The 13182-nt window shown below is 72.6% G+C and carries 9 protein-coding genes and 2 pseudogenes; 3 read left to right on the forward strand and 8 right to left on the reverse strand.

Annotated elements, in window-relative coordinates; all coding sequences use genetic code 11:
- Nucleotides 1–84: 84 nt before the first annotated feature.
- The 5 genes from AB0N63_RS18295 to AB0N63_RS18315 are packed head-to-tail and all read right to left on the reverse strand — an operon-like array spanning nucleotide 85 to nucleotide 6596.
- Entirely contained in the window at nucleotides 85–2100 is a 2016-nt protein-coding gene (locus AB0N63_RS18295) for an endo-beta-N-acetylglucosaminidase (RefSeq protein ID WP_365530015.1), read from the reverse strand.
- Nucleotides 2097–3353, reverse strand: coding sequence for a glycosyl hydrolase (locus AB0N63_RS18300; protein WP_365530016.1), 1257 nt, complete (start codon nucleotides 3351–3353; stop codon nucleotides 2097–2099). Before AB0N63_RS18300 ends, AB0N63_RS18295 begins: the two co-directional genes overlap by 4 nt.
- A 46-nt stretch (nucleotides 3354–3399) precedes the next feature.
- Entirely contained in the window at nucleotides 3400–4308 is a 909-nt protein-coding gene (locus AB0N63_RS18305) for a carbohydrate ABC transporter permease (RefSeq protein WP_365530017.1), read from the reverse strand.
- Nucleotides 4305–5297 (reverse strand): ABC transporter permease subunit, encoded by a 993-nt coding sequence (locus AB0N63_RS18310; protein WP_365530018.1) that lies wholly within the window; start codon nucleotides 5295–5297, stop codon nucleotides 4305–4307. Before AB0N63_RS18310 ends, AB0N63_RS18305 begins: the two co-directional genes overlap by 4 nt.
- A gap of 6 nt (nucleotides 5298–5303) precedes the next feature.
- Nucleotides 5304–6596 (reverse strand): sugar ABC transporter substrate-binding protein, encoded by a 1293-nt coding sequence (locus AB0N63_RS18315; protein ID WP_365530019.1) that lies wholly within the window; start codon nucleotides 6594–6596, stop codon nucleotides 5304–5306.
- 255 nt (nucleotides 6597–6851) lie between these two features.
- Between AB0N63_RS18315 and AB0N63_RS18320 the strand changes: the two genes are divergently transcribed.
- Together AB0N63_RS18320 and AB0N63_RS18325 are read left to right on the forward strand one after the other, a co-directional pair.
- Nucleotides 6852–7898, forward strand: coding sequence for a LacI family DNA-binding transcriptional regulator (locus AB0N63_RS18320; RefSeq protein WP_365530020.1), 1047 nt, complete (start codon nucleotides 6852–6854; stop codon nucleotides 7896–7898).
- A gap of 68 nt (nucleotides 7899–7966) precedes the next feature.
- On the forward strand, nucleotides 7967–8884 hold the full coding sequence (locus tag AB0N63_RS18325; RefSeq protein ID WP_365530021.1) for an aminoglycoside phosphotransferase family protein: 918 nt from the start codon (nucleotides 7967–7969) through the stop codon (nucleotides 8882–8884).
- A 60-nt stretch (nucleotides 8885–8944) separates the two neighbouring features.
- Here the strand turns inward: AB0N63_RS18325 and AB0N63_RS18330 are convergent, their stop codons facing one another.
- The 3 genes and pseudogenes from AB0N63_RS18330 to AB0N63_RS18340 all read right to left on the reverse strand — a co-directional run.
- Nucleotides 8945–11242 (reverse strand): FdhF/YdeP family oxidoreductase, encoded by a 2298-nt coding sequence (locus AB0N63_RS18330; RefSeq protein WP_365530022.1) that lies wholly within the window; start codon nucleotides 11240–11242, stop codon nucleotides 8945–8947.
- A 70-nt stretch (nucleotides 11243–11312) separates the two neighbouring features.
- On the reverse strand, nucleotides 11313–11831 hold the full coding sequence (locus AB0N63_RS18335; protein WP_365530023.1) for an SRPBCC family protein: 519 nt from the start codon (nucleotides 11829–11831) through the stop codon (nucleotides 11313–11315).
- Nucleotides 11832–11951: 120 nt separating this feature from the next.
- Nucleotides 11952–12247, reverse strand: a pseudogene (locus AB0N63_RS18340) (DUF1345 domain-containing protein); the annotation flags it as partial.
- Between the two features lie 118 nt (nucleotides 12248–12365).
- Between AB0N63_RS18340 and AB0N63_RS18345 the strand changes: the two are divergent.
- Nucleotides 12366–13073 (forward strand): annotated as a pseudogene (locus AB0N63_RS18345) (FUSC family protein); the annotation flags it as partial.
- Nucleotides 13074–13182 lie beyond the last annotated feature (109 nt).

Genomic DNA, 13182 nt, shown 5'->3' on the forward strand with positions numbered 1-13182 from the left:
GGATCGGCGGATGGCTACCAGGGTGCGGGCCACGAGGTGGGGATCACCGGGTGGCCGCACCGGGCGGGGATCACCCGGTGCGGCTCACCAGGTGTGGGTGACGGTCGCGGGGGCCGACGAGGTGTACAGCTCCCCCACCGCGCGCACTTCCAACCGTGCGGCGCGCTCGCCCGGCGCGGGGGCGAGGCCCCCGGTGAAGTAGGCCCGCTGGCAGGTGCCGCCGAGGAAGCGGCGGGCGCCGTCGGGCAGCACGCGGTGGACGGTGTAGTGGCGGACCGCGCCCGGCGCCGGATGGTTCCAGGCGAGGCGCAGGTCGCCGCCGGACGCGGCGGTGATCCGCGCCCCGGCCGGGGCGGCCGGGGTGGTGACGCGGTCGCGGACGGCGAGGCCGCCGAGCCGCCAGCGCACGGGTGCGCCGCCGGTGGCGGTGAGCCGCACGCCGAGCGCGTGCACGGTGCCGGACAGACCGGTGAGGCGTACGGCCGCGGTCCGCCAGCCGTCGCCGGTCGTGGCGGGCAGCGGGAGATACGTGTACGGCGGCGCCGCCCCGGCCGCGTCCGGCTCGGCGGTGGCGACGGCCAGCTCGACCCGTACGTCGCCGCTCTCCGCACGGCAGGTCAGCTCGACCACGGTGTCCCGGCCGATGGGCAGCCGGGCGGCGTACAGGTCGAGCACGGCGGGAGCGTCCAGCGCACCGGCGACCAGCACGCTGCTGCCACCGCGCCAGGCGTCGGCGAAGTCGAAGGAGACGGCTGGGCGTCGGCCTTCCGTGCGGACCGCCCAGCGCCGGGACGGCAGCCGGTCCTGGAGGCCGAGGTGGTTCCAGGGGGTGTCGGAGGTGACCTGGCCGTCCTCGTACCAGCGCAGTCCGTGCCCGGTGTTGAAGACGCTCGCGAACGGCAGCGCGGTCACCGTCGAGCGGTCGGCGACGGACACGGCGGGCGCGCGCCAGCGGTCGGCGGGGTCGGGGCGGGCCGGGTCGAGGGAACGGCCGGTCCAGAAGCGGTCGTCGGCGGCGTGGAAGTCCTCCGGGGTGTGACCGGCGGGAAGGTGGTTGCGGGTCCACTCGGGTCGGTAGAGGCCGAGGGAGGCGGTGTGCGGGGCGTCGGCGGGCAGGATCGCGTCCCAGTCGACGGACGTGTTCGAGCCGCTGGACTCGACGTCCACGCCCGCCCACAACTCGTAGCGGTCACGACCCAGGTGCTCCGCCTTCTGTCCGGAGGAGGCGAGCGAGCCCGCGCTCCAGCGGAAGTCGAGGAACATGGCGTCGGCGGCCTGGAACAGGGCCTGGTTCTGCTCGTCCAGCGCGCCCTGCCAGCTCACCGAACCGTTCACGGTCATCGCGTCGTACCAGGTCACCCGCTGCCCCCTGGCCGCGGCGAGGGTTCTCAGCTCCTTGACGAAGCCGAGCATGGCGGCGCCGAGCGTGCTGTCGCCCCCGCCCGTCTCGGCGTTGACGAACCACCCGTCGAAGCCGTACGCCGCGGCGACCGCGACGAGTTGGGCGGCGAGCGGGTAGTGCCCGGCGGCATCGCGCTGGACGAGGTCGCGGGTCCAGCGGAGTTGTCCGCCGTAGGCGGCGGGGGGCAGGAAGACGTTGCCGAGGACGGGCACGCCGTGCCGGTGGGCGGCGTCCACGACCGGGGCGTTCGGCGCGAGGATCAGTCCTTCGCCCGACGATCCGCCCCAGAAGACCAGTTCGTCCAGGTACGCCCAGTGGGTGAGGGCGTAGTAGTCGGCGGTGGCCGAGCCCTGGGAGGGGTTGCCCGCGGTGGGGCCGAAGGAGACCAGCGACTGGATGCGGGCCTGGTCCGTACGGGCGGTGGTGTTGGCGGGGGTCGGGGTGAAGCGGGCGGCGAGCGGGACGGAGGCGGCGTTGAAGGCGAGGTCGGCGTCGGTCGCGGCGCGCCAGCCCTTCAGGCTGCGCCAGGTGATGCCGGGGCCGGGACTGCCGGCGGGCAGGGAGTCGGGGTACCAGTAGGAGGCGTACGGCTGGAGGGCGGTCGCGGCACTCGGGACAGCCGTCGCCGTGGCGGGCAGGGCGGGCAGCAGCGCGGTGGTGGCGGCGGCGAGCAGGACGGTGCGTCTGGTCGGGTTCACGAGCGGGTGCCTCCTCGGGAGTGGTGGAGTACCTGGTCGGACGTGACGACTTCGGTGATGCCGCGGGCGGCCAGATGGGCGGGGTCGGCCGCGTGGGTGTCGAGGACGGTGGTGGGGCGGGCGCCGTCGGCGGTCAGCCGGAAGAACGCCTCGAACACGTCGCCGCCGGGGGCGCAGCGGGAGCGGGCGGCCGGGTCGGCGGGGACGGCTAGGGCGGTCGTGCGCGGGGCCGGGGCGTAGGTGTGCTCGCGGGCGGCGCGCGCCAGGGCGTGGGCGATGTCCTTGGGCCGGCGGTCGTTGGTGAGCAGGCCGAGGCTGTATTCGAGGTCGGGGAAGTCGGCGAGGTCGCGGGAGACGTCGTGCGAGCACCACCAGGTGACGCCCCACAGGTCGGGGCAGTCCAGCGCGGCGGCGACGGTGGCCTCGGCGAAGGCGGCGGCGTGCTCGGCGGGGATCAGCGGGGCGGGCGCGCCGACCTCCTGGAGCCAGACCGGGCGGTGCGGGTCGGTCGCCCACGCCTTGCTCAGCTCGATGAGATACGCGGCGTGGTGCTCGGTGGGCACGGAGGTGCGGCCGTGGCGCTGGGCGGTGCCGTTGAAGACCCAGGAGTGGACGGCGGTCAGGGCCCCGTGCCGGGCGGCCTGGGCGGGGGTGAACGGCATGTCGTCGCGGTACCAGGTGGCGTCGTACTCGGCGTGCAGGTGCAGTTTGCCGGGGGCGCCCTCCTCGCAGGCGGTGAGCATGCGCTCCAGCCAGGCGTCGATCTGCTCGGCGTCGGCCCGGTCGGGGTCGGGGTGGGGGGCGCCGGAGAACTGGTTGATCTCGTTGCCGAGGGTCATGCCGAGGAAGTGGGGGCGGTCGGCGAGGGCGGCGGCGAGGGTGCGCAGATAGGCGGCCTGGCCGTCCAGGACCTCGGGGTCGCTGAAGAGGTTGCGCCGGTGCCAGGTGCGGGTCCAGGCGGGCAGGAAGTCGAAGCTGGACAGGTGCCCTTGGAGGCCGTCCACGTTGACGTCGAGCCCGCGTTCCCCGGCGGCGTCCACGAGGTGGACCAGGTGCTCGACGGCGCGGGGGCGGATCAGGGCGCGGTCGGGCTGGAAGTAGGGCCACAGCGGGAAGACGCGGATGTGGTCCAGGCCGAGCGCGGCGATGGAGTCGAGGTCGGCGCGGACGGCGTCGAGGTCGAAGTCGAGCCAGTGGTGGAACCAGCCCTGGCTCGGGGTGTAGTTGACGCCGAAGCGCACGGCAGCAGGCATACGGGGTCCTTGCGGGATGGGGTACGGGGTGCGGCGGCGCGGAGTCTCAGCCCTTGACCGCGCCCTCGCCGACGCCGCGGAAGAAGAACCGCTGGAGGCAGGCGAAGAGGGCGATCAGCGGGGCCACGGCGATGACGGTGCCGGCGGCGACGAGGCGTTCGTCGCCCGCGAAGGTGCCGTGGAGGTAGTTGAGGCCGATGGTCAGGGTGAACTTGGAGGGGTCGCTGAGCACGATGAGCGGCCACAGGAAGTCGTCCCAGGCGCCCATGAAGGCGAAGATCGCGACGACGGCGAGGGTGCCCTTGACCGAGGGCAGCGCGATCCGGCAGAACCGCTGCCACACGTTGGCGCCGTCGACGTAGGCGGCCTCCTCCACCTCGTAGGGCAGGTTGCGGAAGGCGTTGCGCATCAGCAGGACGTTCAGGGCGGCGACGGAGCCGGGCAGGACGACGCCCACGAGCGTGTTGTTCAGGCCGAGTTCCCGCATCGTCGTGAACTGGGCGATGATGATGCCCTCGGCGGGCACGAGCATCGCCAGCACGAAGACGAGGGCGGTCGCGCCTCGGCCCCGGTAGCGCAGCCGGGCCAGCGCGTACCCGGCGAGGGCGGAGCCGACGCAGTTGGTGACGACGTTGGCGGCGGCGACCTTCAGGGAGTTGAGGGCGTAGTCCCACACCGGGATGGTGTCGGAGACCCGTTCGTAGTTGTGCAGGGTGGGGTGACCGGGCAGGAACTTGGGCGGGGAGCTGAAGATGTCCTCGGTGGGGCCCTTGAGCGAGGTGGACAGCTGCCACAGGAACGGGCCCACGGTCAGGGCGAGGACGGCGAGCAGCAGCGCGTAGCGCAGGACCAGTTCCCAGACGGGGATGCGGCGGCCGTGCTCGTCGGTGAGGCGGCGGGCGGTGCGGGCCGGGGCGGCCGGCTGCGCCGCCGCGGTGTCGGCGCTGGTGGTCACGAGTCCTCCTTCCGGTCGGCGCGCAGGACGAGCAGCATGAGGACCACGGTGACGACGAAGACGACCAGGGAGATCGCGGAGGCGTAGCCGACCCGGCCGGACAGTCCGGTGCCGGTGCGCTGGACGAGCATGACCAAGGTGGTGTCCTCGCCGGCTGGTCCGCCGCTGGGGCCGGCCATCAGGTACACCTCGGAGAACACCTTGAAGGCGGCGACCGAGGAGAGCGCGGCGACCAGGACCATGGTGGAGCGGACGGCCGGGACGGTGACGGTGAGGAAGCGGCGCACCGCGCCCGCGCCGTCCACGGCGGCCGCCTCGTGCAGTTCGCGCGGCACGTTGGCCAGGGCGGCGAGGTAGACGATCATGTAGTAGCCGAGACCCTTCCAGACCGTGACGGTCATGGCGCTGATCAGCAGCAGCCACTGGTCGCTGAGGAACCCGATCCGGCCGAGTCCGACCGTCTGGAGCAGCGAGTTCACCAGGCCGCGCTCGTCCAGCAGCCACACCCAGATCAGGCCGACGACGACGATCGAGGCGACGACGGGGGTGTAGAAGGCCGACCGGAAGAAGGCGATGCCGGGGATGTTCTTCTGCACCAGCAGGGCGAGCAGCAGCGGCAGGATCACCAGGGCCGGGACGACGCCGGCGATGTAGAGGACGCTGTTGCGCAGGCCGATCCAGAACATGTCGTCGTGCAGCAGTTCGCGGAAGTTGGCGAGCCCGACGAAGCGGCCCGGGACGAGGGTGCGGCGGTCGGTGAAGGCGTTCACCACCGTGGACAGGAACGGGTAGAGCACGAAGGCGGCGGTGACCAGCAACCCGGGGGCGGCGAACAGCCAGGGGCTCGTGGGCAGTTGGCGGCGCACCCGGACCGCCGGCCGCGCGTCCGGGCGGCCGGCGGGGCGACGGCCCCGGAGCCAGGCCGGGCGGCGGCCGGTGGGCCGGGCCGGACGCGGGGCGGGCGTCCGTGAGACGGTCGAGGCGGACACGAGGTCTCAGCCCTGCTGCCGGAGGAGCAGATCGCAGGCCTTGACAGCGTTGTCAAGCGCTTCCTTGGGGCTCTGCTTTCCCTGGAGCGCCTTGGCGACCTCGTTGCGCAGGGCGGTCTTCATCTGCTCGCTGAACAGGACGGGTGTGTAGTTGACCGCGTTCTTCAGGGACTTGGCGGCGGCGACGCGGACACGGGTCACGTCGGTGCCGTCCTCCTTGTTGAAGTACGGGTCGTCCAGCGAGCCGGCGGTGCTGGGGAAGATGGCGACCTTCTTGGCGAAGGACATCTGGTGCTCGGCGTCGGTGACGTAGTGCGCGAAGGCGACGGCGGCCGGGGCGTGCTTGGTGCGGGAGTTGACCATCAGGCCCATCACGTACATGTTGACGTGGCCGGTGCTGGTGATCTGGTCGGTGATGCCGATGTTCCTGTACAGGCTCGGCGCCTGCTTCTTGAAGTTGTCCAGGTCCAGGGCGCTGCCGGGGTTCATGGCGACGGCGCCGGTCAGGAACTTCTTGCCGGTGGACTCGGGGGTGGCGGTGAGCGCCTGCGGGTCGAGCGCCTTGGCGTCGTACAACTGCTTGTACTTGGTGAGCAGTTCGACGCCCTTGGCGTCGTTGAAGGCGAAGCCGGTGCCGTCCTTGTTCATCAGGGACGAGCCGTAACGGCCGAAGTCCTCGATGGTGGGCACGTTGGCGAGGGTGGCGACCTTGCCGCCGGACTTCCGCGCCAGCTGGAGGGCGTCGGTGAAGAGTTCGTCGTACGTCTTCGGCGGCTTGCCGGCGTCGAGGCCGGCCTGCTGGAACAGGGTCTTGTTGTAGAACAGCGGGCCGGTGTTCAGGTACCAGGGGAAGGCGTACGTGCCGGGCAGGCCGGGGACCTGGTGTCCGGCCCAGGCGCCGGGCAGGTACTCGGACCTGTACTTGGCGGCGGCCTTGTCGAGGTCCATCGCGAGACCCGCCTTGGCGAGCGGTGCGGCCAGGTCCGGGGAGACGTTGACGACGTCGGGCAGGGTGCCGCCGGCGGCGTCCGCGCTGATCTTGTCGGCGTAGCCCTCGGCGGGCTGGTCGATCCACTTGACGTGGGTGCCGGGGTACTTCTTCTCGAAGTCGGCGATCAGGCCCTCGAAGTAGTCCTTGAAGTTGGCGCGCAGGTTCCAGGTCTCGAAGGTGATGTCGCCCTCGACCTTGCCGGAGGCGTCCGTGGTGCCCCCGCCGTCGTCGGAGGAGCCGCAGGCGCTCAGCGGCAGGACGAGGGCGGTGACGGCGGCTGCGGCGAGCGCTCTGCGGGACATGGGCACGGTGACACGGCTCCCTCGGACGACGGCGGCGGGGTTGCGGCTCGTTTCGGCAGTGACGATGCACGCCAACTTCGGGGAAAGTCAATGGATTAGGCGACGCTAAAGCCATTAGTTGATGAAAAGAGCAGGTCAGGATGTGTTGGAGAGATGACTTGCCAGCCTGACTAATGCGCTTTAGAGTCCTGCTCGCAGTTGTTCCACTCAAGCGCTTTAGCGATCACCGTGCCGCCGTGTCGCGGGGAAATGAGGACGTCCATGCCGGCCAAGCGGTCCCCGGCTCGCCGGCCGACGATGAAGGACATCGCGCGCCGAGCCGGTGTCTCGGAGAGTGCGGTCTCCTTCGCGCTCAACGGCCGGCCCGGCGTCTCGGAGGTCACCCGCGACCGGGTCCGCCGGGTCGCCGAGCAGCTCGGCTGGCGGCCCAGCACGGCGGCCCGCGCCCTGTCCGGTGAGGGCGCCGCCACGATCGGCTTCGTGCTGGCCCGGCCCGCGGACACGCTCGGCGTGGACTCCTTCTTCCTGCAACTGGTCTCCGGCATCCAGGAGGTGCTGGCCGAGCGCCATCTCGGGCTGCTGTTCCAGGTGGTGGAGGATCTGGCCGACGAGTGCGCGGTCTACCGCCGGTGGTGGGCCGAGCACCGGGTGGACGGCGTCCTCGTGGTGGACCCGCGCACCGACGACCCGCGCCCGGACCTGCTGGACGAACTCGGCCTGCCCGCCGTGGTGATCGGCGGCGCGCCGGACGAGCGGCACCCGGGCCTGTCCACGGTGTGGGCGGACGACGCGGGCGCGATGGCCGCCGTGGTGGACGGGCTCTACGCACTGGGGCACCGGCGGATCGTGCACATCGCCGGGCTCTTCGGCCTGGCCCACACCCAGCGCCGGATCAGGACGCTGCGCGCCGAGGCCGAGCGGCGCGGGCTGACCGGTGTGGAGTCGGTGACCACCGACTACTCCGACGCCGAGGGCGCCGCCGTCACCCGCCGGGTCCTCGGCTCCCCCGCTCCCCCGACGGCCCTGATCTACGACAACGACGTGATGGCCCTCGCGGGCGTCGCCACCGCCGCCGAACTCGGTTTCACCGTGCCCGCGGACGTGTCGGTGGTGGCGTGGGAGGACTCGGCCCTGTGCCGGATGGTCCGGCCCTGGCTGTCGGCCCTGTCGCGGGACAGCGTCGAGTTCGGCCGTACCGCGGCCCGCGAACTGACCGCCCTCCTCGACGGCGGCCCGGCCCGCACCGTACGGGTGCCGGTCCCCCGGCTGATCGAACGGGAGAGCACGGGGGCGGCCCGGGAGAGGTGACGGCGGCGGCCGGACGGGAGGTTGGTTATTGCCTTGCCGCCCGCGGCCGTGCCGGTGACGATGGGTGGATGCCTACGACTGTGCCGACGGCGCCGGACGGACGCGCGGGGATCGACGCCTCCTTGGTGAGGCGGCTGATCGCCGCGCAGTTCCCCGAGTGGAGCGGGCTGCCGGTGCGGCCCGTGGAGGTGGACGGGTGGGACAACCGCACCTACCGGCTCGGCGAGGACATGACGGTCCGGCTGCCCACCGCCGCGGGTTATGTCCCCGCCGTCGCCAAGGAGTGTGCGTGGCTGCCCCGGCTGGCCCCCTCGCTCCCGGTGCCGATCCCCACCGTCCTCGCCCAGGGCGCCCCGGGCGAGGGCTACCCCTACCCGTGGTCGGTGCGCCGCTGGCTGCCCGGCGAGGCGGCCACCGAGGAACGCGTCGCCGACCTGGGCCGGTTCGCCGCCGACGTCGCGGAGTTCCTCCTCGCCCTGCACCGCTGCGACACGGCCGACGGCCCGGGAGCCGGGGCGCACAGCTGGTACCGCGGCGCCTCGCCCGCCCACTACGACGACGAGACGCGCCGTTGCCTCGCCGCCCTGGACGGCCGGATCGACACCGTCCGGGCGACCGAGGTGTGGCAGGCGGCGCTGGCGGCCGAATGGCGCGGGAAACCGGTGTGGTTCCACGGCGACATCGCCGCCGGCAACCTGCTGGTCGCCGACGGCGCGCTGGCGGCGGTCATCGACTTCGGCACCTCGGGCACCGGCGATCCGGCCTGCGATCTCGTGATCGCCTGGACGATGTTCCACGACGACAGCCGCGAGGCGTTCCGGCGCGCCGTCGGCCAGGACGACGGCGCCTGGGCCAGGGCGCGGGGCTGGGCGCTGTGGAAGTCCCTGCTGACCGTGGCCGAGTGCACGGACCCGCACGACGAGCGGATCGCGGTCCACCTCCGGGTGGTCGAGGCGGTGCTGGCCGACCACGCGCGCTTCGCCTGACCCGGCGTCTTCCGGGAAGCGGGGCCCGGCACGCCTCCCGGACGCCCGGCACGCCTCCCGTCACCCCTGCGCGGCAACGGGTTCCAGACGGACCACGACTCCCTTGGAGGTGGGCTGGTTGCTGGTGTCGGCCACACTGTCCAGGGGCACCAGGACCTGGGTCTCCGGGTAGTAGGCGGCCGCGGAGCCGCGTGCGGTCGGGTAGGGGACGACCTCGAAGTCCTCGGCGCGGCGTTCGGTGTCGTCCGTCCACACCCCGACCAGGTCGACGTGCGCCCCTTCGGTCAGGCCGAGTTCGGCCAGGTCGTCCGGGTTGACCAGCACCACCCGGCGGCTGCCGTGGATGCCGCGGTAGCGGTCGTTGGGCGTGTAGGGGACCGTGTTCCACTGGTCGTGGGAGCGCAGGGTCTGAAGGAGCAGATGGCCGCGGGGCACCTCGGGCATCTCCCAGGCGTTGCGGGTGAACAGCGCCTTGCCTGCCGGGGTGTGGAACACGCCCTCGTTGACCGGGTTCGGCAGTCTGATGCCGCCGGGGCGCGCCACGCGCCGGTTGAAGTCGTGCAGTCCGGGCACGATGCGGGAGATCCGGTCGCGGATCGCGCCGTAGTCACCCTCGAACTCCTGCCAAGGAATGACGACTTGGCCGCCGAGGGTGTGACGGGCGAGGCGGCAGAGGATGGCGACCTCGCTGAGCAGGAGGTTCGAGGCGGGCTTCAGCCTGCCGTGTGAGCTGTGCACCTCGCTCATGGAGTTCTCCACGGTGACGAACTGCTCCCCGCCCGCCTGGTAGTCCCGTTCGGTGCGGCCGAGGGTCGGCAGGATGAGCGCGGTCCCGCCGCACACCGTGTGGGACCGGTTGAGCTTGGTGGAGATGTGGGCGGTCAGCCGGCAGGTGCGCATCGCGTCCTCGGTGACCGCGCTGTCCGGCGCGGCCCGGACGAAGTTCCCCGCGAGACCGAGGAAGACCTTGATCCGGCCCTCGCGCATCGCCCGGATCGTGTGTACGGAGTCCAGGCCGTGGGCGCGCGGCGGATCGAAGCCGAACTCCTCGCGCAGCGCGTCGAGGAAGGCGTCGGGCATCTGCTCCCAGATGCCCATCGTCCGGTCGCCCTGCACATTGCTGTGCCCGCGCACGGGGCAGGCACCGGCCCCGGCCCGGCCGAGGTTGCCGCGCAGCATCAGGAAGTTGACGATCTCCCGGATGGTGGGCACGCCGTGCTTGTGCTGGGTGACGCCCATCGCCCAGCACACGATGACGCGTTCGCTGCGCAGCACGTCGTCGCGGAGCTTCGCGATCTGGTCGCGGGTGAGACCGGTGGCGGCGCGCACGTCCTCCCAGCCGATGGTCCGGGCGTGCTCGGCGAACGCCTCGAAGCCGCTGGTGTGGGAGCGGATGAACTCGTGGTCGAGGACCTGGCCCGGCCGGGAGTCCTCGGCCTCCAGCAGCAGCCGGTTGAGTCCCTGGAACAGGGCCAGGTCGCCGCCGGCGCGGATGTGCACGAAGCGGTCGGCGATCTGGACGCCGTGCCCGATGACCCCGCGTGCCTTCTGCGGGTTCTTGAACCGCAGCAACCCGGCCTCGGGCAGCGTGTTCACCGCGATGACGCGCGCTCCGTTCAGCTTGGCCTGCTCAAGCGCGGACAGTTGGCGGGGGTGGTTGGTGCCGGGGTTCTGGCCCACCAGGAAGATGAGGTCGGCGTGGTGGAGGTCGTGCAGGCTGACGGTCCCCTTGCCGGTGCCGAGCGTCTCGTGCAGGGCGAAACCGCTGGACTCGTGGCACATGTTGCTGCAGTCGGGCAGGTTGTTGGTGCCGAACGCCCGGGCGAACAGCTGGAGGACGAACGCGGCCTCGTTGCTCGCCCGGCCCGAGGTGTAGAAGACCGCCTCGTCGGGCGAGGTCAGGGAGTTGAGCTCGTCGGCGAGCAGTCCGAAGGCGTCGCTCCAACTGATCGGCTCGTAGTGGTCGGAGTCCGGTCGCTTGACCATCGGCTGGGTGAGCCGGCCCTGGTGGTTGAGCCACATGTCGGAGCGGCCGCTCAGGTCGGTGACGGAGTGCCGGCGGAAGAAGTCGGCGGTGACGCGGCGGCCGGTCGCCTCGTCGTTGATGTGTTTCGCGCCGTTCTCGCAGTACTCGTTGCGGTGCCGGTGCCCCGGGGCGGGGTCCGCCCACGCGCAGCCGGGGCAGTCGATGCCGCCGACCTGGTTCATGGTCAGCAGGTCCACACCCGTCTTTCCCACGGAGGTCTGTTCCAGGGAGTACTCCAGCGCGTGCACCACGGCAGGGACTCCGGCGGCCCACTTCTTGGGCGGCGTGACGGTGAGAGCGTCCCTCGGCTCTTCGCGGGGCGGCTTCTTCATCAGGTTGCCTCTCGCTTGCCCAGGCCACGGGAACGGCACCGGCGCCACGGCCCGGCCGGGACCCGGCGGGTCAGCCGACCGGCCAGCAGGGCACCCGGCTGCGGGGCGGTTCCGGTTCCGCGGGATGGACGTGCCCGTGACGGATGCTCCCCCGCCAGGCGCCGCCCGCCTCCCCGCGCCCTTCGATGAACTCCTTGAAGTGCCCGAGTTCCGACCGCAGCACCCGGCCGGCCAGGCCGGGAACCTGGGTCAGCCGTCCCGCGACGCCGCGCGGCTCCGCCTCGATGCGCACCGTGACCGCGGTGCCGCCCGCTGCGGTGGGCCGGAACCGCACCTCACCGCGGTGCCCGGGACGCCGTTCGAGGCTTCGCCAGGTCACGTGCGAGTCGGGTTCCTGGTCCACGATCTCCGCCTCGAACTCGCCGCGGACCGGGCCGACGCCGATGACCCACGCGGTCACCGTCGGCCGGACCTGCTCGACCCGTTTCACCACCGTCATGAACCGCGGGAAGCTCTTGAACTGGGTCCACTGGTCGTACGCGGTGCGCACCGGCACCGCGATGTCGATCGTTTCCTCGACGGTATGCATGGGGCGCTACCTCCAGGCACCGCTTCCTCCCAGTGTCACCGCCGCCACGGCGGGCCGCCACACGGGAGGCCGGGCGCCTCAGGACGGTCGGCGCGGGGCGCGCCGGGCGCCCGCGGACGGTCAGCGCGAGACGATCTGCGCGACGAGGTTGATGGCCGTGGCGAGGATGCTGGTGCCGAACACGTAGGAGAGAGCAGGCAGTGCCGCAGCACCATGGCGCGGATCGCCGGACTCGACACATCGGTGTCCGACACCTGGTAGGTCATCCCGAGGTTGTAGCTGAAGTAGAAGAAGTCCCGGTACGCCGGCGGCTGCAGGGAGTTGAAGTCGATGCCGGCCGCCGAGCGCGGGTAGTACAGGAACGCGTAGCGGGTGGCGTACATGAGGTGGAGCGCCGCCCAGGCCATGAACACCCCGGCCGGCGGCCGGGCGCGCGGCACGGCCCCGACGGGTCCCCCCACGGCCCGGCCCGCCGCCGTACGGGCCTCCGAACTGATGGGGGGACGCCGGCCGGCCCGTCCCGGCCACGCCCCGGTCCGGATCGTCCCCGCTCTGCGGATGACCCTCGGCACCGGGGTGTCCGGCGGGCTGGCCCTGCTGTTCGGTCTCGGGCACGGCTACTGGGCGGCGATCTCGGCCGCCGCCGTACTGCACTCGGTCAACGCCCGCACGACCGCGCAGCGGGCCGTCCAGCGCACCCTGGGCACGGTGGCGGGGCTGCTGCTGGCCGTCGGGGTGCTGGCCGCGCATCCGGGTCCGGTGGCGCTCGCCGCGGTCATCGTGGTCCTGGAGTTCCTGATGGAGTACGTGGTGGTCCGCAACTACGGCCTCGGCGTCGTCTTCCTGACCCCCCTGGCGCTGCTGCTCAGCGATCTGGCGGCCCCCGTGTCCGCCGAGGAACTGGTCTTCGACCGCGGTCTGGCGAGCCTGCTGGGGATCGCGGTGGGGCTGGTCTGCGCGCTGCTGGTGGCCGGCGACCACGCGGCGGTACGGGCCCGGCGGGCGCTGGCCGCGTGCGGGCGGGCGGCGGAACAGGCGGAGCGGGCGCTCGCCGACCGCCCGGGACCGCCGCCACCGGAGGTCCAGATGCGCCTGGCCCAGGCGGTGGTGGAGCTGCGGGCGGCCGACGACGCCGCGGCGGGCGAGCTGTGGTCGGCGGACATCGACCCCGTCGAACTGGTCACGGCGGAGCAGCGTGGCTACCGGCTGCTGGAGCGGCTGCTGCGCCATCCGTGGGACTGAGCCCGCCCCGCCGGACCCCCCGCCCCGGCGGGAGCCGGTCCGCGAGGAGCCGGGCCGGGAGCCGGTCCGGGGCGTACTGGGGCGGGAGCCCATGCGCGCGGGGCGGAAG

The sequence above is a fragment of the Streptomyces sp. NPDC093260 genome, from assembly GCF_040683715.1.
GTDB lineage: Bacteria > Actinomycetota > Actinomycetes > Streptomycetales > Streptomycetaceae > Streptomyces > Streptomyces sennicomposti.

What these genes read in the sequence shown, in the direction of transcription:
- AB0N63_RS18300 (WP_365530016.1), bottom strand. Translation starts at nt 3,353, where the DNA reads ATGCCTGCTGCCGTGCGCTTCGGCGTCAACTACACCCCGAGCCAGGGC.
- AB0N63_RS18320 (WP_365530020.1), top strand. Translation starts at nt 6,852, where the DNA reads ATGCCGGCCAAGCGGTCCCCGGCTCGCCGGCCGACGATGAAGGACATC.
- AB0N63_RS18325 (WP_365530021.1), top strand. Translation starts at nt 7,967, where the DNA reads ATGCCTACGACTGTGCCGACGGCGCCGGACGGACGCGCGGGGATCGAC.
- AB0N63_RS18330 (WP_365530022.1), bottom strand. Translation starts at nt 11,242, where the DNA reads ATGAAGAAGCCGCCCCGCGAAGAGCCGAGGGACGCTCTCACCGTCACG.
- AB0N63_RS18335 (WP_365530023.1), bottom strand. Translation starts at nt 11,831, where the DNA reads ATGCATACCGTCGAGGAAACGATCGACATCGCGGTGCCGGTGCGCACC.